The following is a 24,056-nucleotide window of genomic DNA, read 5'->3' on the forward strand; positions in this document are numbered from 1 at the left end:
CAACTGGCCATCATGGGGGACGAGATGGTGTGGCGCACCCCGATAGTTCCGGTCGGGGTCGTTCCCGGGATCAGTCCCAGGGAAGCATGGCCCGCACCGCGAAGCCGCCGTCCTCCTCGGGGCCGTGGTCCAGGCGGCCCCCGGCCAGCGTGGCGCGTTCGGTGAGGCCGATGAGGCCCTGGCCGGAGCCGGGCACCGGCGGGACCTCTCCCGGGGGTGCGGGGTTGCGTACGGAGAGGGTGAGTCCGTCGCCCGGGGCACCTGTGACGGTGACGGTGACCTCGGCGCCGGGGGCGTGCTTGCGGGCGTTGGTCAGGCACTCCTGGGCGATGCGGTAGGCGGTGCGGCCGACGGAGGTGGGGACGGCGGCGGGGTCGGTGACGTGCTGGTCGAGGACGACCTTCATCCCGGCCTCACGGCACTCGGATACGAGGGTGTCGAGCGCGGCCAGGGTCGGCTGGGGGCGGCCCGCGTCCTCGGGCTCGCCCGCGCGGAGCACGCCGATGATCTCCCGCAGGTCCTGCAACGCCTCGTGGGCGCTCTCCCGGATGACGCCCGCCGCGCGGACGATCTCGGCACGTGGCGCGTCGGGCCGGAACTCCAGCGCGCCCGCGTGGACGCTCAGCAGTGTGAGGCGGTGCGCCAGGACGTCGTGCATCTCGCGCGCGATGGCCTCCCGGGCGAGCCGTTGGGCCTGTTCGGCCCGGAGTGCCGCCTCGGTCTCGGCGCGTCGGGCGCGGTCCCGGAAGCTCAGCATGAGCTGCCGCTTGGAGCGCACGAACATGCCCCAGCCGACGAGCGCGACGGTGAGGACGACGACCAGGAGGACCGCCCAGGCGTAGGGGACGTCGGGGTCGGGGCGCAGCCAGAAGAAGAGCGGGGTCAGCAGCAGGGACACGCCGCCGATCCAGGCCACGTACCGGAAGGGCCGGTGCACGGTGAGGGTGAAGAAGGCGACCAGACCGGCGCCGCCCGCGGTGTTCGACACGAAGCAGACGGGGACCATCGCCACGGCGAGGCCGACCGTCCAGCGTCTGCGCAGCCAGACGGCGGCGCAGGCGAGCGCGCCCAGCACCTGGTCGAACGCGGCGAAGGCCGGCGGCAGATCGGCCTCGTTCCTGACGGTGTCCGCGCCCAGGAGGCCGAGGAACACGGCCAGCAGGAAGCAGGTGAAGTCGACGGCCCAGTCGCGCGCGGTGCGTCTGGGCGGCCGTCCGGGTCGGCCGTCCGCGGTGTCGGGGCCGGAGTCGAGGAGGGCCGACGGCAGCAGCCAGCTCCGTCCCGGGAAGTTCGGGGCCTCGGGTACCGCCTTGTCACCGCTCACGGTCGACAAATCTATGGGGAGCCGGGTCCCGCGACCTCCCCTCCGGCGGTGATCGCGACCGAAGTCGTGGCGCCGTCGACTTTCGGCTGCCCGTCGCGCCGAGGATCGGTACTCCCGTCGCACGGACCTCGCCCCGCGGCCGATGAACGTGGGGGGACCGCGGGGCGAGGATCCCGGACATGAAGCAGCTGTTGGAGTTTCTCGGGTTCATCGCCCTGCTGCAGGGCACCGGCGGTCTGGTGTACGAACTCACCGGCAAGCTGAAGTGGGGGGTGACGCAGCGGTGGAGCACCCTGGACGGCTATGAGCTCTATGTGAGCGTCGCGCTGATCGTCCTGGCGATCGCCCTGTTCGCGGCGGCGGAGAGCCGGCGGTCCCGTTGACCGGTACCCGCGCGACCGTTCGTCCGGTGGGGGAAGGGCGCCGCGGGTGGAGGAGCCGGGGGTCTTCACCGTGTACTCGTGTTGGCGGGCCTGGGTGGCGTCCTTGTCCTTGCGAGACGACTCCACCGCGGCACACCACAACCACCGGACAGGACCACAACGACAGACCCCTCACCCGCTTGGCAGGGCATCCTCGCTGAGCGCCGTCACTCAGTGACCTCGTGCGATCCAGTCGGCGAGGTGGGGCGCTTCAGCGCCGATGGTGGTGCTCTGTCCGTGCCCGGTACGCGCTTGCGTGGCCGGTGGCAGCACAAGGAGGCGGTCCCGGATCGAGCGGATGATGGTCGGGAAGTGCGAGTACGACCGACCGGTCGCTCCTGGACCCCCCGCAAACAGCGTGTCGCCCGTGAAGACGGTGTTGAGCGAGGGCAGGTACAGGCAGATGGCCCCGGGTGTGTGCCCAGGGGTGTGCAGCACCCGCAGTTCCGTGCCCGCGACGGGGATGCGCTGGTTGTCGGAGAGGTAACCGCCGGGGTCGTGGTCGGGGTGGGTGTGCTTCCACAGCAGCCGGTCGTCCAGGTGGACGAGGACGGGCGCGCCGGTGGCCTCGGCGAGGGCGGGAGCCGCGTTGATGTGATCGTCGTGGGCATGGGTACACACGATGGCGGTCAGACGGCGGTCTCCGACGGCACGGGCGATCGCCTCCGCGTCGTGGGCGGCGTCGATGACGACCGCCTCGTGGTCGTCGCCGACGATCCAGACGTTGTTGTCGACGTTCCAGGTGCCGCCGTCCAGGCTGAAGGTGCCCGAGGTGATGACGTGCTCGATGCGGACGCCGGTCATCACAGCATCACCACCGAGCGCAGGACATCGCCGTCGTGCATCCGCTCGAAGGCCTTCTCGACCTCGTCCAGGGCGACGGTCTCGGTGACGAAGGCGTCCAGGTCCAGTCGGCCCTGCTGGTAGAGGTCGATGAGCATCGGGAAGTCGCGGGAGGGCAGGCAGTCGCCGTACCAGGAGGACTTCAGGGCTCCGCCGCGGCCGAAGACGTCCAGCAGCGGCAGGTCGAGCGTCATGTCCGGGGTGGGCACCCCGACCAGGACCACCGTGCCGGCGAGGTCGCGGGCGTAGAAGGCCTGCCGGTAGGTTTCCGGGCGGCCGACGGCCTCGATGACGGTGTCGGCGCCGAACCCGCCGGTCAGCTCGCGGATCGCCTCGACCGGGTCGGTCTCCTTGGAGTTGACGGTGTGGGTGGCGCCCAGCCTCTTGGCGGTGGCCAGCTTGCGGTCGTCGATGTCGACGGCGATGACCTTGGCCGCACCGGCCAGGTTGGACCCGACGATCGCGGCATCCCCGACGCCACCGCAGCCGATGACGGCCACCGTGTCCCCTCGGCCGACGTTGCCGGTGTTGATCGCCGCGCCGATGCCGGCCATCACCCCGCAGCCGAGCAGGCCGGCCGCGGCCGGTGAGGCGGCCGGGTCGACCTTCGTGCACTGCCCGGCGGCGACCAGCGTCTTCTCGGCGAAGGCTCCGATACCGAGGGCGGGCGAGAGCTCGGTGCCGTCCAGGAGAGTCATCTTCTGAGCGGCGTTGTGGGTGTCGAAGCAGTACTGGGGACGTCCGCGCCGGCAGGCGCGGCAGCGGCCGCACACGGCACGCCAGTTGAGGATGACGAAGTCGCCGGGTTCGACGTCCGTCACTCCGGGACCGACTTCTTCGACGACGCCGGCCGCCTCGTGCCCGAGGAGGAAGGGGAAGTCGTCGTTGATGCCCCCGTCGCGGTAGTGCAGGTCGGTGTGGCAGACACCGCACGCCTGGATTCTCACCACTGCCTCTCCCGGACCCGGGTCGGGCACGACGATCGTCTCGACGGCTACCGGCGCGCCTTTGGCGCGGGCGACGACACCGCGTACGTGGTGGGGCATGGAGGTGGTCCTCTCGCTGTGCGATGTGGGTGGGTGGGACGGGGTGCGGTTGCCGGAGGTCACCTTGCGGGCCGCACGGTGACGGGGAGCGCTGCCCAGGAGCGCAGGGTGTTGTTGAGATGGCGGCGGGGTTCGCCGGTGAGCTCGATGCGTTCCACGCGGCGGGCGAGGGCGGTCAGCAGGGCCTCGGCCTCAAGGCGGGCGACGTGCTGGCCGACGCACTGGTGGATGCCCATGCCGAAGCCGACATGGCCGGAGGGGTCCCGGGTGAGGTCGAAGCGGTCGGCGTCCGGCCAGCGGGCCGGGTCGCGGTTGGCGGCGCCGAGGAACATGAGGATCTTCGTGCCCTCGGGGATGAGGGCACCGGCGATGGTGACGTCGGTGGTGGCGGTACGGAAGAAGGTCTGCACGGGTGATTGCCAGCGCACCGCTTCGTCGAACGCCACACGGGCCGACTCGGGTCGTTCGCGCAGTCGTTGCCACTGGTCGGGGTGGGTGGCGAAGGCGTAGAGGGTGGCGGCGAGGCCGTGGACGGTGGTGTCGACGCCGGCGGTGAGCAGGGAGCGCACCACCAGGGGTGCCTGGGTGTGTGTGAGGTCGCCGCGGTCGGCGGCGGCCCAGATACGGGAGCCGAAACCGTCCTCGCTCAGCGCCTCGCGGGCGCACTGGGCGTTCACCCAGGCCGACAACTCGGCCGTCCTGTCGGCGTCGGCCTTCACGAGGTCGTTGGCCGGTCCGAAGGCGTTGAAGGCCATGTTGCCGTAAGGCAGAAGGTTGTCCCGTCCCTCGGGCCCCAGTCCGACGGCGTCGGGGAACACACGGAGCGGAAACGCCCTGGCCAGGTCCGTGAAGGCGTCGAACTGCCCGCCCCGGTCGGCCAGTACGGTGTCGACCAGTTCCTCGGCGACCGTCTGCCACGTCGCGCGCAGTTTCCGCAGGGCGGGTGGTGCGAGGATCTCGCGCAGGACACGGCGTGGGGCGTCGTGGTGCGGCGGGTCGGCTTCCAGCAGCAGGCTCGGTGGCCGCCAGGGTTTCTCGTGACGGAAGTTGGCCAGTCCGACGCCGGCGGCGGACTGGAATGTCTGCCAGTCGACCAGGGCGGCGTGCACCTCGCGGTAGCGGGCCAGCGCGTACACGTCGTAGCGGGTCAGGTGGACGACGGGACCGGCTTGCCGCAACTGCCGGTGCAGCGGCTCGGGTTGTGCCAGATGTTCGGCGGCGAAGGGGTCCGCGTCACTCGTGGGGAGCGAGACGGCGGCGGCCGGTGCGTGGGTCATGGCGGCTCCAGCGGAAGAGGGCACGGGCATCGGGGCATGTCTGCGGGTGCGGCTCAGAGGTCGAGGACGAGGCGGTCACCGCGGGAGCGGGACACGCACGGGAGCATGCAGTCGTTCGCGGCCCGTTCGTGGTCGGCGAGGATCGAGTCCCGGTGATCGGGCGTCCCTTCCAGCACCGGCGTGAGGCAGGTGCCGCAGGTGCCCTGCTCGCAGGAGGACAGGACGTCGGCTCCCACCTGTCGTACGGCGTGCAGGACGGAGCTGTCCGGCATGACGGTCACGGTGCGGCCCGTGCGGCGCAGCTCCACCTCGAAGGCCCTCTGGTGGACGGGCTCCGGCAGGGCGCCGGCGTTGAAGCGCTCGGTGCGCAGGCTGTACGACGGCCAGGCGGCGCAGGCCTGCTCGACGGCCGCCAGCAGTGGCCCCGGTCCGCAGCAGTAGACCTTGGTGTCGGGATCCGGGGTGTTCAGCCAACGGGCCAGGTCCAGCAGGCCGCACTCGTCCTGGGGGCTGATGTGCACTCGGTCGCCGTGGGCGGCCGACAGTTCCTCGCGGAACGCCATCGAGGCACGGCTGCGGCCTCCGTACAGCAACTGCCAGTCGGCGCCTATCAGTTCGGCCTGGTGGATCATGGGCAGCAGCGGGGTGATGCCGATGCCGCCCGCGATGAACAGGTACCGGTCGGCCGGAACCAGCGGGAAGTGGTTGCGCGGCCCGCCGACGCCGACCAGGTCACCCGGCGCGAGCCGGTCGTGCACGTACGCCGAGCCGCCACGCCCGGCCGGCTCGCGCAGGACCGCGATGCGGTAGGTGTACGGGTCCCACCGGTCACCGCACAGGGAGTACTGCCGGGTCGTCCCTTCCGGCAGGACCAGGTCGATGTGCGAGCCAGGGGTCCAGTCCGGCAGCCGCGCGCCGTCCGGGTGGGCGAGAGTGAGACAGACGACGCCGTCGGCGATCGTGTCTTTGGCGCGGATCTCCAATGTCACCCTGGGGAGGGTGGGTTGGGGAACCCGGAGCAGGCTGTCTGCGACCACTTTGTCGCCTCCCGTCTGTGGAATGCAGGCAGGATGCTCGGGGCCGGGGCTGTCTCGCGACGGCATTCTCATTCAGTGAGAGACGAATTTCGTACGGATGTCACGCGGCTGTCGCGCCACCGTCACATGACCGCCCGCGGCCCCGTCGTCAGGTGCTGCCCAGGGCGCGCGAGATGCCGCGGGCGGCGGTCCGTACGACGGGGACGACCGCTTGGGCGCTGGCGTCGTTGGGCACGATGACGGCCAGAGCCGCCAGCACCGTGCCGTCGGCGCCGCGCACGGGGGCGGCGATCCCGAGGGCCTCTTCGTGGACGTAGCCGGGGCAGTAGGCGTATCCCTGCTGCCGGACGTCGGCCAGGATCGCGCGTAGCCGTGCCGGGGTGGCCGGAGTGTGGCGGGTGTAGGTGGTGAGGGGGCCGGCGAGGATGCGTTCCCTCAGCGAGACGGGGCCGTGGGCCAGCAGCACCAGGCCGCTGGAGGAGGCGTGCAGGGGCAGCCGGCCGGCGACCCGGGTGTAGTTGATCACCGCGCTGGGTGCCGAGAGGCGCTCCAGGAACAGCACGTCGTCGCCGTCGCGCACGGCCAGCTGCACGTGGTGGCCGACGACGTCGTGCACGCCTTCCATGAACGGCATCGCGGTGTCCCTCAGCGAGAGCGTCGGCGAAGCGCGTGTCACCAGCTCCCACAGTCGCACACCGATCCGCACCTCACGGCCGTCGTCCCGGCTGAGGAAGCCGTGCGCCACCAGCTCGGCCACGAGCCGGGAGGCCGTCGCCACGTGCAGTCCGCTGCGGCGGGCGATCTCCGAGACGGTCAGCGCCGGCTCGTCCTGGCTGAAGGCCTCCAGGATGCGAGCCGCCCGGGAGAGGACCGACTCGTGGTGAGGTGTCTTCATGATCCGTGCTCCGGTGTTCGGGGCATGCGCCGCCCGGAGACCAGCATGGCATTCGCTCTCCGGCACGCAAGGCGGTCGATGATGACGCCCGCGAAGGGGGCCAGCAGGGCGAGCGCGAGCGCGGGGACGGTCAGGACCATCGGGACGAGGGCCTTGGCGCCGGGCACTGTGGCGAAGTGCGCCTGCATCTTCGGCAGCACCGGAGCGAGCAGCACCGCGCCGAGGATCGGCAGACAGCTGCCTGCCATCAGAAGCACGACGCGCAGACGGCCCCCGGCTTCGGGCGCGGGCTCGGTGTTCTGGGCGGCGGTGCCGTCGGCGGGCACGGGTGGGGAGGGGAATCCGGGCATGCGAGGCCTCCACGAGGCGGGGGCGGGGGCGCGCAACCGCGCCCCTGCGGTGACCGTGGCCGTGCCAGGCTGCGGGGCGCAGGTGCACCCAAGGGGAATGCGCCCGAGAGCGGGCGTCAGGAACTGGCACGACTATGGGCCAGACTCCCCCGGGGGGCTACCCTCTGCGCGATCAAACTCCTGGATCGTGTTCATCCGGCCTGTGGATGGCGGGGGTCGGCCCGGTGAGGGAGGCAGCGACGCGCGCGGCCGTCTCGCGCAGCCAGATGTGGGCGGCATCGCGGGTGTGGACCGGGTGCCACCACAGGGCCTGTCGGAGGGGGACGGCCTCGTAGGGCGGCTCCATGATCCGTACCGGGGCGACGCCGCGCAGGCGCTCGGCGAGGCGCCCTTGGACGAGGGCGATGCGACGGGTGCCGGCGACCAGGAAGGGCAGGTTCTGGAAGCTGTCGACGGAGACCTCGACGTGGGGTTCGATGCCGAGCATGCCGAGCTGGCGTACGGCCGGGGCGTCATAGGTGCGCTGGTATGTCACCCACGGCAGCCGGGCCAAGTCCTCGGTCGTGATGCGGTCACCGACATCGGGGTGGTGGTCCGCGACGAGGAAGACCCATCGGTCGTCGTAGAGATCGGTGGCGGGGAAGCCGCTGATCACACCGTGCGGCATCAACAGGCCGTCGGTCGCGCTGAGCAGTGTGGCGGTGTCGTCGAGCACGGTCGGCGGGGTCTGGGTGAAGCGCAACCTGATACCCGGCGCCTCTTCATGGACGACGCGGGCGAGTTCGCTGCCGAAGACGGCGACGGCGTAATCGGTCGCAAGCAGTCTGAACTCGCGGCTCTCGGCGGCCGGGTCGAAGTCGGCCTGACTGCTGAAGAGGCGTTCCAGCAGGTCACAGACGGTGGACGTGCGGTCGAGGAGGACCTGCCCGAGGGCGGTGAGCTCGTAGTGCCCGCCGACCCGGACGAGGAGGTCGTCGTCGAAGTGGCGGCGCAGCCGGGCGAGCGCGGCGCTCATGGCGGGCTGACTGAGGCCCATGCGGCGCCCTGACCGGGTGACATTGCGCTCTTCCAGCAGGACACGCAGCGCGACGACGAGGTTGAGATCGAGGCGGGCCAGGTTCACGGAACTCCCCTTAGCGACACTTTGATCAGCGATTATAAATGTCGCAGATAGCGATTATCCAGAGAATCGATTTCCCTGATCAGGGCGGACGGCCCCAGATTATGTCCCACCCGCAATCAGGAGGACATGTCCGTGAAACCCGAACCCGCATCCGCTCTGTTCGCGGGCCCTTTCGCCCTCGCCACCCTCTCGGCCCCGGGCCGGCCGCGCTTCCCCGCCCTGGTCACGGCCGACAGTCAGGTGGTCGACCTCCGAGCGGCCCTGCGGGACGACGCTCTGACGATGCGCGGTCTGCTCGACCAGTGGGCGGTCGCACTCCCCCTGTTGCACAAGCTCGCCGCCGACCCCGGGACCGAACGACGGCCCCTGGCGGACTTCCGGGTGCATGCTCCCATCGAACCGCGGCAGGTGCTGCAGTCGGGAGCCAACTACCGGCAGCACGTGATCGACCTGCACGTGGCCCACCGGGACCCCGCCGACGACCGCTCCGAGGAGGATCGGCGCGCCGAGGCCGCCGAGATCATGGACCGGCGGGCGGCCGAGGACCTGCCGTACATGTTCATCGGCCTGCCGAGCGCGATCACCGGCCCGTACGACGATGTCGTACTGCCCTCGTGGGCCGAAAAGCCGGACTGGGAGCTGGAGTTGGCGGTTGTCATCGGCAAGCCCGCTTACCAGGTGTCCGTGGCGGAGGCCCTGGAGCACGTCGCCGGGTACACGATCGCCAACGACCTCACCGACCGTGCCACCGTCTTCCGCCGGGACATGCCGCAGATCGGCACCGACTGGCTGCGCAGCAAGAACGCACCCGGCTTCACCCCGCTCGGCCCCTGGATCGTGCCCGCCGGGTCGATCGCCGACCCGGACGACGTGCGCGTCACGCTCAGGCTCAACGGCGAGACCATGCAGGACGAGTCCACCAAGGACATGATCTTCGACGTCGCCCGGATGGTGGCGTACGCCTCCCAGACCGCTCGCCTGCTGCCCGGTGACCTGATCCTGACCGGCAGCCCGGCCGGCAATGGCATGCACTGGGGTCGGCTGCTGCGCGACGGCGACGTGATGGAGGGTTCGGTCACCGGGCTCGGTGTGCAGCGCACCAGATGTGTCGCGGAGGCCGCGTCGTGACCCTGGACCGCCGTGATCCGGAAGGCTCCATCGCGCGCACGGCCAAGGCGTGCTCCAACTGGGGGCGTTGGGGCGAGGGCGACGTGCTCGGCACCCTCAACTTCCTCGACGAGGGCAAGCGTCGGGAGGGTGCGGCCCTGGTCCGCCGGGGCGTCAGCTTCTCCCTCTCCCAGCGGTTCGACATGAACGGTCCGCAGAAGGGCTGGCGCCGGCGGACCAACCCGGTGCACACCATGCTGGACACCGGCACCGACGCGGCCCTGGGTATTCAGGGCTTCCCGCACGGCATCGGCGGGGCCGACGACGTGATCGCGATGCCGTTGCAGTGCTCCACCCAGTGGGACGGGCTCGGCCACATCTTCGACCACGGCAAGGCCTGGAACGGTCGGGCGGCCGAGAAGGTGGTCACCTCCGAGGGCGACCTCGTCACCGGTATCGAGCACATGGCGCCGCACGTCGCGGGACGCGGCGTTCTGCTCGACGTGGGTCGGGCCGTGGGCACCGGGGGCGAGTTGCCGGACGGTTTCGCGATCACTGAGGAGCATCTGACCGCGACCGCGGCGGCGCACGGGGTGACCGTGGGGCGCGGCGACATCGTGCTGGTGCGTACCGGGCAGCTTGCCCGTGCCCGGCGCGAGGGGTGGGGTGACTACGCGGGCGGCGCGGCCCCCGGGCTGTCGTTCACCACCGCGGGCTGGCTGCACGGCAGCGAGATCGCCGCGATCGCCACCGACACCTGGGGTTTCGAGGTGCGGCCGAACGAGTTCGAGCACGCCTTCCAGCCGCTGCACCAGGTGGCCATCCCGCACATCGGTCTGTTGATCGGTGAGATGTGGGACCTGGAGTCGCTCGCCGAGGACTGCGCGGTCGACGGCGTGTACGAGTTCTGGCTCACCGCCGCACCGCTGCCCATCACCGGAGCCGTCGGCTCTCCCATCAATCCGATCGCCGTCAAGTAACAGCGGAACGAAGGAGTTCCCCATGAGCAACACCCGAAGAGTCCTCGTCGTGGGCGGCGGCGCCGCCGGCAACGCCGTGACCATCCTGCTGCGCCGCGCCGGCGTCCAGGTGGACCTGGTCGAGGCGAAGCCCGACTGGAACGCCGCCGTCGGCTCCGGCATCACCCTGCAGGGCAACGCGCTGCGCGTGCTGCGCGAACTCGGCGTGTGGGAACAGGTCGAGGCCTCCGGATTCGCCTTCGAGTCGTTCGGTGTGACCGCCCAGGACGGCACGCTGCTCATCGCCCACGACGACATCCGCACCGGCGGTGACGACCTGCCCGCCACGGTCGGCATGCAGCGCCCGCGGCTCCAGCAGATCCTCATCGACGCCGTCCGCGCCTCCGGCGCCGACGTGCACCTGGGCACCACCGCCGAGATCCTGGAGCAGGACGCCGAGGGCGTCTCGGTGCGGTTCAGCGACGGCACCGAGGGCCGCTACGGCCTGGTGATCGCCGCCGACGGCCTCAACTCCTCGACCCGCGCGGCGATCGGGATCACCGAGAAGCCCGAGCCCACCGGCATGGCGATCTGGCGCGCCCCCGCCCCGCGCCCCGAGGGGCTGGTCCGCACCAACCTGGCGTTCGGCGGCCCGGCGTACATCGCGGGGTACTGCCCGACGAGCGAGACCACCATCTACGCGTACGTCGTCGAGGCCAACCGCGACCGCGCCTCGATCCCGCCGGAGACCTACGCGGACGAGATGCGCCGGCTCGCGCAGGCGTACGGCGGCCACTGGACCGAGATCGTCGAGCACATCACCGACCCGGCACAGGTCAACTACACCTGGTTCGACCGCCTGTTGGTGGAGGGCTCCTGGCATCGCGGCCGGGTCGTCCTCATCGGCGACGCGGCGCACTGCTGCCCGCCCACTCTGGCCCAGGGGGCAGCCCTGTCCCTGGAGGACGCCTCCGTGCTGGCCGAGCTGCTGACCGGCGGGCGGGACTGGGACGACGCACTGCTCCAGGAGTTCTACGAGCGCCGCATCAGACGGGTCCGGCCGATCGTCGAGGCGTCGGTCCAGGTCGGGCAGTGGCAGCTGGACGGCGTGCGCGACGCCGACGTACCCGGTCTGATCACCCGCACCCTCACCCCGCTCAGGGAACTGCCGTGACCGCACCGACCGTCGACGTCCACGCCCACCTCCTGGTCCCCGAGGTGGAGGCGGCCGTAGCCGATCACCCCGACCTCGCGGCGGCCCGGGCGCTGGACGCCCGCCGCAACGGTCCGGCCGCCCTCGCCGTGAACGGGCCGATGGTGCGCGAGCGCATTCCGCGCCTCACCGACGTCGCCGTACGCCTCGCCGCGATGGACGCGCAGGGCGTGGACGTGCAGCTGGTCAGCCCGTCGCCCTCGCACTACCACTACTGGGCGGACGAGGCGACGGCCGAGAAGGTGTACCGGCTCGCCAATGAGGCGACGGCCGCGCACTGCGCGCAGGCGCCGGACCGGCTGCACGGCCTCGGGCTGGTCCCGCTGCAGCATCCGGAGCAGGCCGTGCTCGCCCTCGAACACGCCCTGGACCAGGGCCTGTCGGGAGTGGAGATCTCCTCGCACGCGCCGGGCCGCGAGCTGTCGGACCCGGCGTACGAGCCCTTCTGGGCGCGGGCCGAGGAGACGGGCGCGATCCTCTTCCTGCACCCCTTCGGCTGCACGCTCGACGAACGCCTCGACCAGTGGTACCTGTCCAACACCGTCGGCCAGCCCACGGAGAACGCGGTGGCGCTGTCCCACCTCATCTTCTCCGGCGTACTGGACCGCCACCCGGACCTGAAACTGATCGCCGCACACGGCGGCGGCTACCTGCCCACCCACATCGGCCGCTCCGACCACGCCTGGTCGGCCCGCTCCGACGCGGGCGCGGGCTGCGCCCACCTGCCCAGCAGCTACCTCAAGCGCCTGTACTTCGACTCCCTGGTCCACGACCCGCACATCCTGCGGGAGTTGATCCGGGTCGTCGGCGCCGACCGGGTGCTGCTCGGCTCCGACTTCCCCTTCGACATGGGGACCGAGGACCCGGTCGGCGCCCTGCGCGCGGCCCGTCTGTCCGACCCCGACTTCCACGCCGTACGAGGCGGCAACGCCGCCGCGCTCCTCCGGAAGGACTGAAACCATGACCGCACGCCTGCTCACCCACCTGCGGCACGTCGACCTCGCCGTGCCCGACTACGACAAGCAACTCGACTTCTACGCCGACGTCTGGGGCCTGACCAAGGTCGCCGAGGACTCCGGCATCTCCTTCCTGGCCGCCGAGGGCAGCCCCGAACAGTACGTCGTACGCCTGCGCAAGGCCGACGAGAAGCGCCTCGATCTGGTCTCCTACGGCGCGGGCAGCCCGGCCGACGTGGACGCCCTCGCCGAGCAACTCCTCGCGGGCGGCGTGCAGTTGATCTCCCAGCCGGGCAAGGTCGACACGCCCGGCGGCGGCTACGGCTTCCGCTTCTTCGACGTCGACGGCCGCACCATCGAGGTCTCGGCCGACGTCGAGGTGCGGCAGCACCGCAGGATCGAGGAGAAGGAGGCGATCCCGGTCAAGCTCTCCCACGTCGTCCTCAACTCCCCCGACCTGAACCGCACCCGGGAGTGGTACGAGCGCCATCTCGGCTTCCGCCTCTCCGACACCCTCATGCACCCGCAGATCGGTGAGGCGATGCACTTCATGCGCATCAGCAACCAGCACCACTCCATGGCCATCGCCAAGGGCCCGCACACCGCGCTGCACCACATCTCCTTCGAGATGCGCGGGATCGACGAGTACATGCGTGGTTCCGGCCGGGTGATCCGGGCCGGCTTCAAGAAGATCTGGGGCCCGGGCCGGCACCTCGCCGGCGACAACACCTTCACCTACTTCCTCGACCCGCACGGCAACACAGTCGAGTACACCACCGAGCTGGAATGCCTCGACGAGGACACCTGGCACCCCCACGTCTACGACTTCTCCCAGCCCGAGGTCACCGACCAGTGGGGCACCGCCAACCCGATGAACGAACTGGTCGCCAAGGAGTCCTTCAACGACCCCGACCGCGGCTGCTTCGTGGCCCCGCCGGTCTGACCCCCTCGAACCCCGGGGACGCGGTGGCCCTGTCACCGCCCTGACGCCCTTGCCGCGTCCCCGGCTTCCACCGCTGTCGAAGACCGCCGGAACCTGGAGCCGTGCATGCGATTCGCCACCTATGAACACCGACACCAGCGCCGGGTCGCCGTCGTCGAGGAGGACGGCACCCTGCACCCGGTCCCCGGGGCGCGCTCGCTCACGGAGCTGATCAGCCGCGGCGACGGACTCGACGCGCTCCTGCGCGCCGGAGCCGCCACGCTGGACGTCCCGCCAGGCCCCCACGTGTCCGAGGTGCGGCTGCTGCCACCGCTCCAGCCGCCCACCGTGCGGGACTTCGTCACCTTCGAGGAACACGTCGAGGGTGTACGGCGGGCTGTGGACGGCGTCACCGGGGTGCCCGAAGCCTGGTACGACGCCCCGACCTTCTACTTCACCAACCCGTACGCCGTCATCGGCGCCCACGACGACATCCCCGTACCCCCGGGATCGAGCGTTCTGGACTTCGAACTGGAGGTCGCCGCCGTCATCGGGCGCGAAGGCCGCGACCTCACCCCCGAGCAGGCCCGCGACCACATCGTCGGCTACACGATCTTCAATGACTGGTCCGCCCGCGACCTGCAGTCCGCCGAGATGAAGGTGGGCCTCGGCCCCTGCAAGGGGAAGGACACCGCCACCACGCTCGGACCGTACCTGGTCACCGCCGACGAGCTGGAGCCCTTCCGCGACCCGGACGGCTTCCTGCGTCTGGCCCTGACCGCCGAGGTCAACGGCGAGGTCGTCGGCAAGGACCTGCTGTCGAACATGAGCTGGACCTTCGAGGAGATGGTCGCCTACGCCTCCCGTGGCACCCGCGTCGTTCCCGGTGACGTCCTCGGCTCCGGCACCTGCGGCAATGGCGGCTGCCTGGCAGAGCTGTGGGGCCTGCGTGGCGAGCAGACGCCGCCCCCGCTGAATCCGGGCGACGTCGTCACCCTCACGGTGGAGGGCATCGGCACCGTCTCCAACACCGTCGTGCCCGGTCCCGAACCCGTCGCCCTGCCGGTCGGCAGGCGCCGCTCGCGGGAGCGGCCGTGAGTGAACTCCACAGCAAGCGGCTGCTCGGCAAGGTCGTCGTCGTCACCGGAGCGGCCCGCGGCCAGGGGGCGGCCGAGGCCGATGCCCTCACGAGGGAAGGCGCGCGTGTCATCGCCACCGATGTGACAGGAGCCCCCGGCTGCCGCCGGCTCGACGTCACCAGCGACAAGGAGTGGGCCGAACTCGCCGCCGAACTGAAGGAGGCGTACGGCCAGGTTCACGGCCTGGTCAACAACGCGGGCATCACCTGGCGCGCCCGCATCGGCGACGTGCGCACCGAAGACTTCGACCGCGTCCACGCCGTCAACGTCACCGGTCCCCTGCTCGGTATCCAGCACCTCACCCCGCTGATGCCACGCGGCTCCTCCATCGTCAACGTCGGTTCCTCCGCCGCTCTCACCGGCCACTATCCGGTCGCCTACACGGCCAGCAAGTGGGCCTTGCGGGGCCTGTCGAAGACCGCGGCGCTCGAACTCGGGCCCCGGGGCATCCGGGTCAACACCATCCACCCCGGATACATCGAGACCGAGATGACCGCCTCCGCCGCGCCCGCCTTCCGCGAGGCGAACATCCGCGAGACGCCCCTGGGGCGGACCGGCACGGTCGGCGAGGTCACTCCCCTGGTCGTCTTCCTGCTGTCCGACGACTCGTCCTTCATCACCGGTGCCGAGATCGCCGTCGACGGTGGGCTCACCGCGCACGGCGGCGTCAAGTCCGTCTCGGACGCGCTGCGAGCGGAGGGCCCGTGAAACGGCCGGACCGCAAAGCGGCTCCGGCTCCCGACTCGTCGTCGGCGACGGCTGGTCGACCGCTCGGCCGGCCCTCCCCACCGAAAGGAACAGGCAACACCGTGGACAAGGTCATCGCCAGCGCCGCCGAGGCGATCGGCGACATTCCTGACGGCGCTTCGCTCGCCGTCGGGGGATTCGGCCTCTCCGGCATACCCGGCGCCCTCATCGAGGCCCTCCATGCGCAGGGCACGTCGGGCCTGCGGGTCGTCTCCAACAACTGCGGTGTCGATGGGCGGGGGCTGGGCGTGCTGCTCGCTTCCGGTCGCATCAGCCGGGTCACCAGCTCGTACGTGGGTGAGAACAAGGAGTTCGCCCGCCAGTACCTGAGCGGGGAGCTGGAGGTGGAGCTGACGCCCCAGGGCACCCTCGCCGAACGCCTGCGAGCCGGCGGGGCCGGGATTCCCGCCTTCTACACCCCGGCAGGCGTGGGAACCCAGGTCGCACGCGGCGGACTGCCCTGGCGGTACGCCCCCGACGGCTCCGTCGCCGTCGCCTCCCCGCCCAAGGAGATCCGCGAGTTCGGCGGCCGCGCGTACGTTCTGGAGCACGGCATCACCACCGACTTCGCCCTCGTACGGGCTTGGCGTGGCGACCGCCACGGGAACCTGGTCTTCCGCCGCGCCGCCGCCAACTTCAACCCGCTCGCCGCGATGGCCGGCCGCGTCACCGTCGCCGAGGTCGAGGAACTGGTCGAACCCGGCGAACTCGCCCCCGACATGGTCCACCTGCCCGGTGTCTTCGTACAGCGGATCGTGGAGTTGACGCCGGCGCAAACAGCCGACAAGCACATCGAGAAGAGGACGGTACGTTCCTGATGCCCTGGACCCGCGACCAGATGGCCGCCCGCGCCGCCGCCGAACTCACCGACGGCTCCTACGTCAACCTCGGCATCGGACTGCCCACCCTCATCCCCGGCCACCTCCCGCCCGGCGTGCACGTCGTCCTGCACTCCGAGAACGGCATCCTCGGCACCGGCCCCTACCCGACTGACGACGAGGTCGACCCCGACCTGATCAACGCAGGCAAGGAAACCGTCACCGTGCTGCCGGGCGCCTCCTTCTTCGACTCGGCCCTGTCCTTCGGCATGATCCGCGGCGGCCACATCGACACCGCCGTACTCGGCGCCATGCAGGTCTCGGAACGCGGCGACCTCGCCAACTGGATGATCCCCGGAAAGATGGTCAAGGGCATGGGCGGCGCCATGGACCTCGTCCACGGCGCCCGCCGCGTCATCGTCCTGATGGAGCACACCGCCAAGGACGGCACCCCGAAGATCCTCAAGGAGTGCACCCTCCCCCTCACCGGCGAGGCCTGCGTCCACCGCGTCATCACCGACCTCGGCGTCCTCGACATCACCGACGCCGGTCTCGCCCTCGTCGAAACCGCGCCCGGCGTCACCGTGGACCACGTCGCAGCGCGCACCGGTGCCCCCTTGCGCCTCGACAGCCTGTCGGCTGCTTGTTGACGACGAACGAGCCGCCGAATCCGGTGAACTCCCGCCCCACCAGACCCGCGCGGGACTGGCCTGCCCGCGCGGCGTCATCGCCGAACTCGGCCGGCCACCACGGATCTGGACCCACCCGGACGGCTACAAGTTCTGCCCGAAGGTGTAGTGCACCGTCGCCTGGGCCACGCCGCCGAGTTCAGCCGACGTGAGCCATGGGCACATGACATCGACCTTGTCCTACCACCAAGTCGATCGGCCAAGCGGCCTTCCGTATCGCCCGGTCGCCGACCAGAGTGCTCGCCGCCGCGCTGGGCGGCTCCTCCCCCACCAGCCGAGGAGTATGGCGCTCATGCCGCCGTGGCCGTAACCAGGAGGGCCTTGGTGGGTGAGGGGCCACGTCAGCACTCGCCAATGTTCTCCGTCAGCCACAACTGGGCGCCCTCGGCGTCAGTCTTGGATGAGGGCCAGCTGCTTCCGGATCTCGCGGGGGTTGGTGTCGCCTGCGACCTTCTGCAGCAGCGGGGTGTGGTCGAAGACGAAGTCCCGGACGGGCCGCAGTGGTGCCGGTGTGTGGTGGAAGACCTTGCCGAGCATCCATGCCTGCTGGACCTGCCGGGCGGTGTGGGGCTTGCGCGGGTCCTCGTAGCTTTGCAGCGCACGCTGCAGGGCGGTGAGGTCGGTGAGGTCGACGTCGCGCAGGGCCCGGCCGAGGAAGTAGCCGTCCTCGATGGACATGCCCGCACCGTAGGCGGCGTAGGGCGAGGTCGGGTGTGCGGCGTCGCCCACGAGGGTGGCCCGTCCCTGGGACCACTGCTTCAGGCGGGGCCGGTCGCGCAGCACCCAGCGTTGGACGTTGTCCGGCTCTGTCCGGGCGATCGGCCCGGGAAGGGGCGCGGGGAACTCCGCGCCCAGTACGGTGGCTGCGGCCTTGAGGTCGGACGGTGCCGGGGCGTCGGGGTCGGCGGCGGTGAGTACCCACCACTGGAAGCCGTCGCGGCCCTTGTGCCGGATCGATGTCCAGCTTCCCTGCACCGTCCTGCTGTGCGTCACCACGCACATGTTCGGCTCGGTGCCGGGGACGTCGGCGAAGGTGAATCCGCCGAAGATGTGCAGCCGGTGCTCGCGCTTGGGTGCGTCGCCCCACAGGGTGCGCCGTACCAGCGAGTCGATGCCGTCGGCGCCGACCAGGAGGTCGTGCTCGGCCGCGGTGCCGTCGGCGAAGTGCAGAGTGACCGCGTGGTCGTCCTGCTCGATGTGCGTCACGTGCTGGTTGAACCGGAGGGTGTCCGGCGGGATGGCGGCGAGCATCCGCTCGTACAGTTCGGGCCGCAGCAGTCCGATGAACCCGCCGCCGTAGGCGCGCTTGGTCTCCGGGTCCTGTCTGACGTGTACGCGGACGTGACCGCGGAGGTTGCGGAACTCGGTGTCCGTGGGGGAGCCGAGGTCTTCGGTGTCCACCCCGAGCGCACGGAGCGCCTTCAGGGGCGGCGGCCACAGGTTGAGGATGTTGCCGGCCGGCCGCGCCTCGCGGTAGCGCTCATAGAGGGTGACCTCGTGACCGGCCTGGGCTATGGACAGGGCCGCGGCCATACCGGCCGGACCGGCGCCGAGGACGGCGACACGGCCGCCGGAGTTGTTCGGCACGGGCATGGAGCACCTCGCGTCATCGGGAGGAAAACAGTAACGGGCGCTACTGTTAGCCGCAGACTGTAGTGTGGACTACGGTTCAGTCAAGACCTGTGCACGCACCGGGGGAACGAGAGGCTGAGATCATGGGCGAGGCCCGAGCAGCACGGGCGGCCGACCTGGAGATCCGGCCGCCCAAGCAGCGGCGCAGCCGCGAGGCGTGGAACCGGGTGCTCGATGCCGGAGTGTCGATCCTGGAGGACGGCGGGCACGAGGCGTTCACCATCGCCGCCGTGTGCGAGCGGGCCGGGGTCGCGCCGCCGGCGATCTATGCCCGCACCACCAGCAAGGACGCCCTCTTCCTCGCCGTCTACGAGCACGGCATGCAGCGCCTGCGCGCGGAGCAGCAGGTCTTCGCCGACGACAGCCGATGGGCAGACCTGTCCGCGGCCGAACTCGTCCGCGGTGCGGTGGACGAAACGGTCGGCATGTTCCTGCGTCACGAACGGTTCCTGCGGGCCGTCGTCCTGACGTCGGCGTCACATCCCGAGATCCGCCGCCGGGGTTCCCGCTACAGCCAGGAGCTCGGGAACGGATTCGCCAAGGTGATCCTTCGCGCGGCGGACGCCATCACGCTCCCCGACGTCGATACCGCGGTCCGCTCCTGCTTCAGCACCGTCTTCGCCGCCTCAGTCATCCGGGTTGCCTACGGTCCGGGATTCGCCAGGCCGGTACCTGTCAAGGACGACGCGTTCACCGCCGATCTGGCGGAGACAGCGGTGCGCTACCTGCTGTCCGCCTGACGGCGTTCGGCCCGAACCTCTCATCTGCGGCACCGCTGTCGCACGCTCCGTCGCGGGTCGGTCTGCGTCGTACCGGGGCGCCGCGGTACGGCGGCCAACGGCTTGATCAGGCGAGGGTTCCTTTCAGGGCCCGGGTGAGGAGCGAGCGGAGGGCTTTTTCGGTGACCGGTCGTGGGTTGGCGTAGGGCTGGGCCTGTGCCTGGGCGATGATCTCGTCGACGTCGCGCTCCCCCAGGCCGAGTTCGGTCAGTGAGCGTGGAGCGCCGAGGTCGGCGGATGCGTGCGCGAGCTGCTTCGGTACGTCGGCCGTGGCCAGCGCGCGGCGCAGGGCCTGATCGGCGGCCGGTGCGGCGGGGAGGTTGAAGGCGGCGACGTAGGGGAGCAGGACCGTGTGGGCGGCGGCGTGGGGCAGGTCGAAGGTGCCGCCGAGGATGTGGCAGAGCTTGTGGTGCAGGGACATGGTGGTGGCTCCCAGGCATGCCCCGCACAGCCACGCCCCGCGCAGCGCGTCGGTGCGGGCCGCCGCGTCGCCGGGGTCGGCGGCGATGAGCGGCAGGGACGCGGCCAGTGAGCGCACCCCTTCCTCGGCCATGAGGGACACGATCGGCGAGGCGTCGGGCGCGTACAGGGCCTCCACGGCGTGAGCGATGGCGTTGAAGCCGCTGGTCACCGACACGTCCACGGGGAGGCCGACGGTGAGTTCGGGGTCGTAGACCACGCTGCGCGGCAGGACGGCCCGGTCGCGGCCAGTGCGCTTGCGGCCGTTCTCGGTGAGTCCCCAGACGGTGGTCATCTCCGAGCCGGCGTAGGTGGTGGGCACGCTGATCACGGGCAGGCCGGAGGTCAGGGCGATCGCCTTGCCCAGGCCGACGGTGGAACCGCCGCCGATGGCCAGGCAACCGTCCGCGCCGGCCTCGCGGGCGGCCGCGCGAGCCGCTTCGGCGACGGGGACCGGCACGTGCGTCCTGGCTTCGGTGAAGAGACCCACGCATGCGTCGCCCAGCAGGGTGGCCGCGTGCTCGGCGAGAGCGCGCTGACCGGGAGTGGACAGCACCAGCAGTCGGCGCAGGCCCAAACGGTCTGCTTCTTGGGGCAGTTGGCGCAGACTGCCGGGGCCGAAGACCAGCCGCATGGGCAGCGCCTCGTAGGTGAAGGTCATCGTGTCGCCTTCGCCTCCGGCGCCAGCACGATGTCGAACCCGGCGTGGATGAAGGGCGTGGTCACGCCGAAGCGTTCGGCGTCCTGCTCGTCGTGGGACTCGGTGAAGTCGGTGATCAGGCCCCGCTTGACGGCGAAGACGGCGTCCGAGTCGACGTAGGGGCTGCCCGCGACGAATGCGTGCGTGGTGACCGGCCGGTGACGCTCGGCGCCGGCGATGAAGTGGATGTGGGCCGGCCGGTAGGGGTGCCTGCCGGTGGCTTCGAGGAGGCGGCCTACGGGGCCGTCGGTCGGGATCGGGTAGTGGGAGGGGACGACGGTGCGGAACCAGTAGCGGCCGTCCTCGTCCGTACGGAAGAGGCCGCGCCCGTTTCCCGGAGGCTGCACGTCGGGCTGCTGCACGTCGTAGAAGCCGTCCTGCGAGCACTGCCACACGTCGAGTTCCGCGCCCCGAAGCGGCGTTCCGTCGGCGGCGAGCACCCGGCCGGAGACCACGCAGGGACGGCCGGTGCCGAGGAGGTCGATGGAGTCGCCGAGTTCGCGGCGGGGGGATTCGGTCATGTGGAAGGGGCCGAGGACGGTGCTCTCGGTTCCCTCCTCGGCACCGTTGATCGTCTCGACGAGCATGGAGACGCCCAGGATGTCGGAGAGCAGGACGAACTCCTGGCGGGTGTCGTCGCACGTGTGGCCGACCGCGGTGAGGAAACCGATCACGGCCTCCCACTCCTGGATCGTGGGTTCGATGTCCCGGACGAAGTCGTGGAGGTGGCGGGTCAGGCTCTCCATGACCTGCCGCAGCCGCTGGTCCTTGGTCTCCCGGAAGCTCTCCACCACCGCGTCGGTGGCTGTCTCGACGGTGAAGTCCACTGGTGGTCCTAACCTTTCGGGGTGCCCTGATGGGTGAGATGGTCGGTGAACCAGTCGCCGGTGAGCGCGTCGCGTTCCGCAGCGTGGTTGTAGAGGGTGTGCTCGCCGTCGGGCCAGACGCGGACGGTGGCGGCGGCGGGGTCGGCGGCACGCAGGAAGGGCTCCTGGTCCTCGTAGCGGGCCAGGGGGTCCTGGCCGCCGTGCAGCAGGAGCAGCGGGCAGGTGATGCGGTGCTTGTCCGGGTCGAAGCGCAGGGCGTCCATGACCTCGGTCACCCGACAGAGGTCGTCGGTGCCGACCACGGCGGCCATCTGTTCGCGGGCGGTGCGGAATTCCGGGACCGTGGGAGCGGCCGGGGCGCCGTTGACGACCACCGCGCCGACGCGCGGGTCGGCGGCGGCCAGGTGGGCGGCGAACAGGCCGCCGAAGCTGATGCCCTGCACTCCGATCGCGCCGCCGAGGCGGGGATCGGCCTCGACCAGGTCGATGAAGCGGGCGAAGCCGTCGGTGACGCGTTCGTCGACGTAGAGTCCGTGGCGCAGCCGCGACTCGCCCTGCCCGGGGCCCTCCGCGAGCAGGCAGGCCAGGCCGCGTGCGGTGTACGCGTCGGCGACGGGCAGGTACGCGGCGCCCCAGCCGCTGAGCCCGCCCCAGACGATGACGGTGGCCCGGGGCGTGGCGGCCTCCGGCAGACACAGCCAGCCACCGAGGACGCTGTCGCGGTGAGTGATCTCCACGCGCTCCACGCCGGGTGCGAGAGCGGCGGTCGCGGCGATGTGCCGGGCGTACAGATCCCGTTTCTCCGCGGTGTCGGTCTGGTGGGCCATCTGTGCGAACATCCAGGCCGCGGAGGCGTACCGGTACGCCTGCCGGGCGGTCGCGCGGTGTCCCGCCCCCTCCGACACGCGGGCCCGTTCCAGCTGCGTCTGTGCGAGGGCCGCGGCGGCGTCCTGCCACGGCGTCCCGGCCGCGGTGTCGGCGAGCAGGCGGCGGGCGTCGGCCGGGTCCATGCCGCAGTCGGTGAGCCGGGTGAAGGGCATGGCCCGGTGCTGGGCCGCCACCAGCGGCGGCAGGTCAGCTGTTCCGGGGGTCGCGGGCGTCATACGACCGCCTTGGCCGTGCCGGACAGCGCGTCGTCCAGGTCGTCCACGAGCCCGCCGAGGTCCGTACTGTCGGCCGCCGTGCCGAACAGCACGAAGTCGGGGCGTGCCAGGTAGGCGACCGCGCCGAGCCGCTGGAGGTACTCCCGGTGCCGTCCGTCGAGGTCGTCGACGGTGTCGAGGGCGACCACGGCGCAGCCCAGGCGCTCCAGCACGGCGAGGCGCTCCGGGCCGAGGGCGGTGGTCGGGTCCTCGGTGGCCACCAGGGTGAAGCCATAGCCGGTGAGGTCGTCGAGGCGGCCGGTGCGGCCGTCGGCCAGACGGATGCGGCCCTGCGGGGTGAGGGTGCCGACCGGTGTGCCGGCTTCCTCGCGCAGCACTCCGCCGCTCAGCGGCGGGAACGGGGGCGGCGGGGGCACCTTGCCCGCGAAGAACGCGGCGTCCCTGGCCGCCGCGGCCTCGACGTCGTGGGTGTTGGCGACCTCGCCGAGGCCGATCGCCATGCGGGTGAGGGCGGTGACGTGCGGGCGGCGCTCGCTCTCGTAGGTGTCCAGCAGAGCCTCGGGCGCCGGCCCGCCGAGGACGAGGTGGAGTTTCCAGGCGAGGTTGGTGGCGTCGCGGATGCCGCTGCACGCGCCCTGTCCGAGGTAGGGGGGCATGGTGTGGGCGGCGTCGCCGGCCAGGAAGACCCTGCCGGTGCGCCAGCGGGTGGCGATGCGGGCCTCGAAGCCGTAGACGAGCTGACGGGTGATCCGTACATCGTCCGGCCCCAGGTCGTGATACTGCCGCAGCAGCCGCCAGGCCGTCTCCGGCGCGGTCATCTCCTCACGCGTCTCGCCCGGCAGCAGGGCGAACTCGAAGCGCTGGCGGGTCGTGCCGATGTTGATCGTCATGTGCCCGCGCGCAGGATCGCAGTACTGGGTGCCGTGGGCGAACTCCGGTGGCTGCGGGCGCAGCCACTCGGTGTCGATGTTGACCCAGCTCTCGTTGAAGCCGAAGTCCTCACGCTCCACTCCGAGCATCTCCCGCACCCCGCTGCGGCTGCCGTCGGCGGCTATCACATAGCGGGCCCGGACCTCGTCGCCCGGACCGTCCGCACGGACCGTCTCGGTGTTCCAGCCGCACAGGCGCAGGGTGACGCCGTCGTCGTCCTGGTCGAGGCCGGTGACCGCCCAGCCCTGGCGGACGTCGACCGTGCCGTAACCGCGCAACCGCTTGTCGATCGCCTGTTCCACGTCCGGCTGGTACATGGACATGTGGTCCGGATATCCCATCGGGGCGTCAGGGTTCGCCGGGATGCGCACCAGCGTCTCGCCCTTTCCGTTGACCCACAGGTACTCGCACAGGGACGAGTCACGCAGTGCGTCGTCGGCATCGCCCGCCGCCTGGATGGTGCGTGCGGTCTCGTCGTCGATGTGGGTGAGCCGGGGCAGCCCGTACAGGGCCGGCCAGCGTTCGCAGACCACCACCCGGTGGCCGAGCCGCCCGAGCAGAGAGGCCGCAGCGAGTCCGGTCGGACCATAGCCGACGACGGCGATGTCATAGTGCGGAGCCATCCGACACCTCCAGAGACAGCCCCGCGCCGTTGCGAGGGGTCGTGGTGGGAAGGGAGAGGTGGAGTGCGGCTCGACCATGAGATGTGGGCCGCACCTTCGTGTGAATTCAGATTCACATTTGAGCGTGAAGCGAGAT

At 71.1% G+C, this 24,056-nt stretch carries 23 protein-coding genes and 1 pseudogene; 11 read left to right on the forward strand and 13 right to left on the reverse strand.

Annotation, left to right across the window (positions count from 1 at the left end; all coding sequences use genetic code 11):
* Window positions 1–70 precede the first annotated feature (70 nt).
* Complete coding sequence (locus ACZ9QC_RS07445) at window positions 71–1,324, reverse strand: sensor histidine kinase (protein WP_472919399.1); 1,254 nt, start codon at window positions 1,322–1,324, stop codon at window positions 71–73.
* Window positions 1,325–1,503: 179 nt separating this feature from the next.
* On the opposite strand from ACZ9QC_RS07445, the gene ACZ9QC_RS07450 reads away from it, so the two are divergent.
* Window positions 1,504–1,707 (forward strand): hypothetical protein, encoded by a 204-nt coding sequence (locus ACZ9QC_RS07450; protein WP_472919400.1) that lies wholly within the window; start codon window positions 1,504–1,506, stop codon window positions 1,705–1,707.
* A gap of 210 nt (window positions 1,708–1,917) precedes the next feature.
* On the opposite strand, the gene ACZ9QC_RS07455 is transcribed toward ACZ9QC_RS07450, so the two are convergent.
* The 7 genes and pseudogenes from ACZ9QC_RS07455 to ACZ9QC_RS07485 form a co-directional block, all read right to left on the reverse strand.
* Entirely contained in the window at window positions 1,918–2,550 is a 633-nt protein-coding gene (locus ACZ9QC_RS07455) for an MBL fold metallo-hydrolase (protein WP_472919401.1), read from the reverse strand.
* On the reverse strand, window positions 2,550–3,635 hold the full coding sequence (locus tag ACZ9QC_RS07460) for an S-(hydroxymethyl)mycothiol dehydrogenase (protein WP_472919402.1): 1,086 nt from the start codon (window positions 3,633–3,635) through the stop codon (window positions 2,550–2,552). The genes ACZ9QC_RS07455 and ACZ9QC_RS07460 overlap by 1 nt, the downstream gene beginning before the upstream one ends.
* A 59-nt stretch (window positions 3,636–3,694) precedes the next feature.
* Window positions 3,695–4,912 carry a cytochrome P450 gene (locus ACZ9QC_RS07465; protein ID WP_472919403.1) on the reverse strand — a complete coding sequence of 406 codons (1,218 nt, stop codon included), beginning with the start codon at window positions 4,910–4,912 and terminating at the stop codon, window positions 3,695–3,697.
* 53 nt (window positions 4,913–4,965) lie between these two features.
* On the reverse strand, window positions 4,966–5,901 hold the full coding sequence (locus ACZ9QC_RS07470) for a PDR/VanB family oxidoreductase (protein WP_472919404.1): 936 nt from the start codon (window positions 5,899–5,901) through the stop codon (window positions 4,966–4,968).
* A 196-nt stretch (window positions 5,902–6,097) separates the two neighbouring features.
* Window positions 6,098–6,844 carry an IclR family transcriptional regulator gene (locus ACZ9QC_RS07475; RefSeq protein WP_472919405.1) on the reverse strand — a complete coding sequence of 249 codons (747 nt, stop codon included), beginning with the start codon at window positions 6,842–6,844 and terminating at the stop codon, window positions 6,098–6,100.
* Between the two features lie 56 nt (window positions 6,845–6,900).
* A pseudogene (locus tag ACZ9QC_RS07480) lies at window positions 6,901–7,194 on the reverse strand (MFS transporter); the annotation flags it as partial.
* Between the two features lie 172 nt (window positions 7,195–7,366).
* Entirely contained in the window at window positions 7,367–8,317 is a 951-nt protein-coding gene (locus ACZ9QC_RS07485; protein WP_472919406.1) for a LysR family transcriptional regulator, read from the reverse strand.
* 126 nt (window positions 8,318–8,443) lie between these two features.
* Between ACZ9QC_RS07485 and ACZ9QC_RS07490 the strand changes: the two genes are divergently transcribed.
* The 9 genes from ACZ9QC_RS07490 (at window position 8,444) to ACZ9QC_RS07530 (ending at window position 16,828) form a co-directional block, all read left to right on the forward strand.
* A complete protein-coding gene (locus tag ACZ9QC_RS07490; protein WP_472919407.1) occupies window positions 8,444–9,445 on the forward strand; it encodes a fumarylacetoacetate hydrolase family protein in 1,002 nt (333 codons plus the stop codon).
* Complete coding sequence (locus ACZ9QC_RS07495; RefSeq protein ID WP_472919408.1) at window positions 9,442–10,404, forward strand: cyclase family protein; 963 nt, start codon at window positions 9,442–9,444, stop codon at window positions 10,402–10,404. Before ACZ9QC_RS07490 ends, ACZ9QC_RS07495 begins: the two co-directional genes overlap by 4 nt.
* 22 nt (window positions 10,405–10,426) lie before the next feature.
* Window positions 10,427–11,557, forward strand: coding sequence for an FAD-dependent oxidoreductase (locus ACZ9QC_RS07500; RefSeq protein ID WP_472919409.1), 1,131 nt, complete (start codon window positions 10,427–10,429; stop codon window positions 11,555–11,557).
* Window positions 11,554–12,552, forward strand: coding sequence for an amidohydrolase family protein (locus ACZ9QC_RS07505; protein ID WP_472919410.1), 999 nt, complete (start codon window positions 11,554–11,556; stop codon window positions 12,550–12,552). Before ACZ9QC_RS07500 ends, ACZ9QC_RS07505 begins: the two co-directional genes overlap by 4 nt.
* A 4-nt stretch (window positions 12,553–12,556) precedes the next feature.
* Window positions 12,557–13,495: a VOC family protein gene (locus ACZ9QC_RS07510; RefSeq protein WP_472919411.1), complete on the forward strand. Its 939-nt coding sequence runs from the start codon at window positions 12,557–12,559 to the stop codon at window positions 13,493–13,495.
* A 105-nt stretch (window positions 13,496–13,600) separates the two neighbouring features.
* Window positions 13,601–14,572, forward strand: a complete 972-nt coding sequence (locus ACZ9QC_RS07515) for a fumarylacetoacetate hydrolase family protein (protein ID WP_472919412.1) — start codon at window positions 13,601–13,603, stop codon at window positions 14,570–14,572.
* Window positions 14,569–15,321 (forward strand): SDR family NAD(P)-dependent oxidoreductase, encoded by a 753-nt coding sequence (locus ACZ9QC_RS07520; RefSeq protein ID WP_472919413.1) that lies wholly within the window; start codon window positions 14,569–14,571, stop codon window positions 15,319–15,321. Before ACZ9QC_RS07515 ends, ACZ9QC_RS07520 begins: the two co-directional genes overlap by 4 nt.
* 101 nt (window positions 15,322–15,422) lie before the next feature.
* On the forward strand, window positions 15,423–16,178 hold the full coding sequence (locus ACZ9QC_RS07525; protein ID WP_472919414.1) for a CoA transferase subunit A: 756 nt from the start codon (window positions 15,423–15,425) through the stop codon (window positions 16,176–16,178).
* Window positions 16,178–16,828, forward strand: coding sequence for a CoA transferase subunit B (locus ACZ9QC_RS07530; RefSeq protein WP_472919415.1), 651 nt, complete (start codon window positions 16,178–16,180; stop codon window positions 16,826–16,828). The genes ACZ9QC_RS07525 and ACZ9QC_RS07530 overlap by 1 nt, the downstream gene beginning before the upstream one ends.
* 429 nt (window positions 16,829–17,257) lie before the next feature.
* Here ACZ9QC_RS07530 and ACZ9QC_RS07535 read toward each other — a convergent pair whose 3' ends face one another.
* Window positions 17,258–18,460, reverse strand: a complete 1,203-nt coding sequence (locus tag ACZ9QC_RS07535; RefSeq protein WP_472919416.1) for an FAD-dependent oxidoreductase — start codon at window positions 18,458–18,460, stop codon at window positions 17,258–17,260.
* A gap of 122 nt (window positions 18,461–18,582) precedes the next feature.
* On the opposite strand from ACZ9QC_RS07535, the gene ACZ9QC_RS07540 reads away from it, so the two are divergent.
* Complete coding sequence (locus ACZ9QC_RS07540; protein WP_472919417.1) at window positions 18,583–19,239, forward strand: TetR/AcrR family transcriptional regulator; 657 nt, start codon at window positions 18,583–18,585, stop codon at window positions 19,237–19,239.
* Between the two features lie 106 nt (window positions 19,240–19,345).
* Here ACZ9QC_RS07540 and ACZ9QC_RS07545 read toward each other — a convergent pair whose 3' ends face one another.
* Genes ACZ9QC_RS07545 through mhpA form a run of 4 tightly spaced genes read right to left on the reverse strand, consistent with a single transcriptional unit; the run spans window position 19,346 to window position 23,920 of the window.
* On the reverse strand, window positions 19,346–20,398 hold the full coding sequence (locus ACZ9QC_RS07545) for a maleylacetate reductase (RefSeq protein WP_472919418.1): 1,053 nt from the start codon (window positions 20,396–20,398) through the stop codon (window positions 19,346–19,348).
* Window positions 20,395–21,264, reverse strand: coding sequence for a dioxygenase family protein (locus tag ACZ9QC_RS07550; RefSeq protein ID WP_472919419.1), 870 nt, complete (start codon window positions 21,262–21,264; stop codon window positions 20,395–20,397). Before ACZ9QC_RS07550 ends, ACZ9QC_RS07545 begins: the two co-directional genes overlap by 4 nt.
* Window positions 21,265–21,272: 8 nt before the next feature.
* Window positions 21,273–22,367: an alpha/beta hydrolase family protein gene (locus tag ACZ9QC_RS07555; protein WP_472919420.1), complete on the reverse strand. Its 1,095-nt coding sequence runs from the start codon at window positions 22,365–22,367 to the stop codon at window positions 21,273–21,275.
* Complete coding sequence (gene mhpA, locus ACZ9QC_RS07560; RefSeq protein WP_472919421.1) at window positions 22,364–23,920, reverse strand: bifunctional 3-(3-hydroxy-phenyl)propionate/3-hydroxycinnamic acid hydroxylase MhpA; 1,557 nt, start codon at window positions 23,918–23,920, stop codon at window positions 22,364–22,366. Before mhpA ends, ACZ9QC_RS07555 begins: the two co-directional genes overlap by 4 nt.
* Window positions 23,921–24,056: the final 136 nt, after the last annotated feature.

The sequence above is a fragment of the Streptomyces sp. HUAS MS02 genome, from assembly GCF_055702265.1.

Bases quoted from the DNA above. Each gene is read 5' to 3' on its own strand.
- ACZ9QC_RS07450 (WP_472919400.1), top strand. From the start codon at position 1,504: ATGAAGCAGCTGTTGGAGTTTCTCGGGTTCATCGCCCTGCTGCAGGGC.
- ACZ9QC_RS07455 (WP_472919401.1), bottom strand. From the start codon at position 2,550: ATGACCGGCGTCCGCATCGAGCACGTCATCACCTCGGGCACCTTCAGC.
- ACZ9QC_RS07460 (WP_472919402.1), bottom strand. From the start codon at position 3,635: ATGCCCCACCACGTACGCGGTGTCGTCGCCCGCGCCAAAGGCGCGCCG.
- ACZ9QC_RS07465 (WP_472919403.1), bottom strand. From the start codon at position 4,912: ATGACCCACGCACCGGCCGCCGCCGTCTCGCTCCCCACGAGTGACGCG.
- ACZ9QC_RS07475 (WP_472919405.1), bottom strand. From the start codon at position 6,844: ATGAAGACACCTCACCACGAGTCGGTCCTCTCCCGGGCGGCTCGCATC.
- ACZ9QC_RS07490 (WP_472919407.1), top strand. From the start codon at position 8,444: ATGTCCGTGAAACCCGAACCCGCATCCGCTCTGTTCGCGGGCCCTTTC.
- ACZ9QC_RS07500 (WP_472919409.1), top strand. From the start codon at position 10,427: ATGAGCAACACCCGAAGAGTCCTCGTCGTGGGCGGCGGCGCCGCCGGC.
- ACZ9QC_RS07510 (WP_472919411.1), top strand. From the start codon at position 12,557: ATGACCGCACGCCTGCTCACCCACCTGCGGCACGTCGACCTCGCCGTG.
- ACZ9QC_RS07515 (WP_472919412.1), top strand. From the start codon at position 13,601: ATGCGATTCGCCACCTATGAACACCGACACCAGCGCCGGGTCGCCGTC.
- ACZ9QC_RS07530 (WP_472919415.1), top strand. From the start codon at position 16,178: ATGCCCTGGACCCGCGACCAGATGGCCGCCCGCGCCGCCGCCGAACTC.
- ACZ9QC_RS07535 (WP_472919416.1), bottom strand. From the start codon at position 18,460: ATGCCCGTGCCGAACAACTCCGGCGGCCGTGTCGCCGTCCTCGGCGCC.
- ACZ9QC_RS07540 (WP_472919417.1), top strand. From the start codon at position 18,583: ATGGGCGAGGCCCGAGCAGCACGGGCGGCCGACCTGGAGATCCGGCCG.
- ACZ9QC_RS07545 (WP_472919418.1), bottom strand. From the start codon at position 20,398: ATGACCTTCACCTACGAGGCGCTGCCCATGCGGCTGGTCTTCGGCCCC.
- ACZ9QC_RS07555 (WP_472919420.1), bottom strand. From the start codon at position 22,367: ATGACGCCCGCGACCCCCGGAACAGCTGACCTGCCGCCGCTGGTGGCG.
- mhpA (WP_472919421.1), bottom strand. From the start codon at position 23,920: ATGGCTCCGCACTATGACATCGCCGTCGTCGGCTATGGTCCGACCGGA.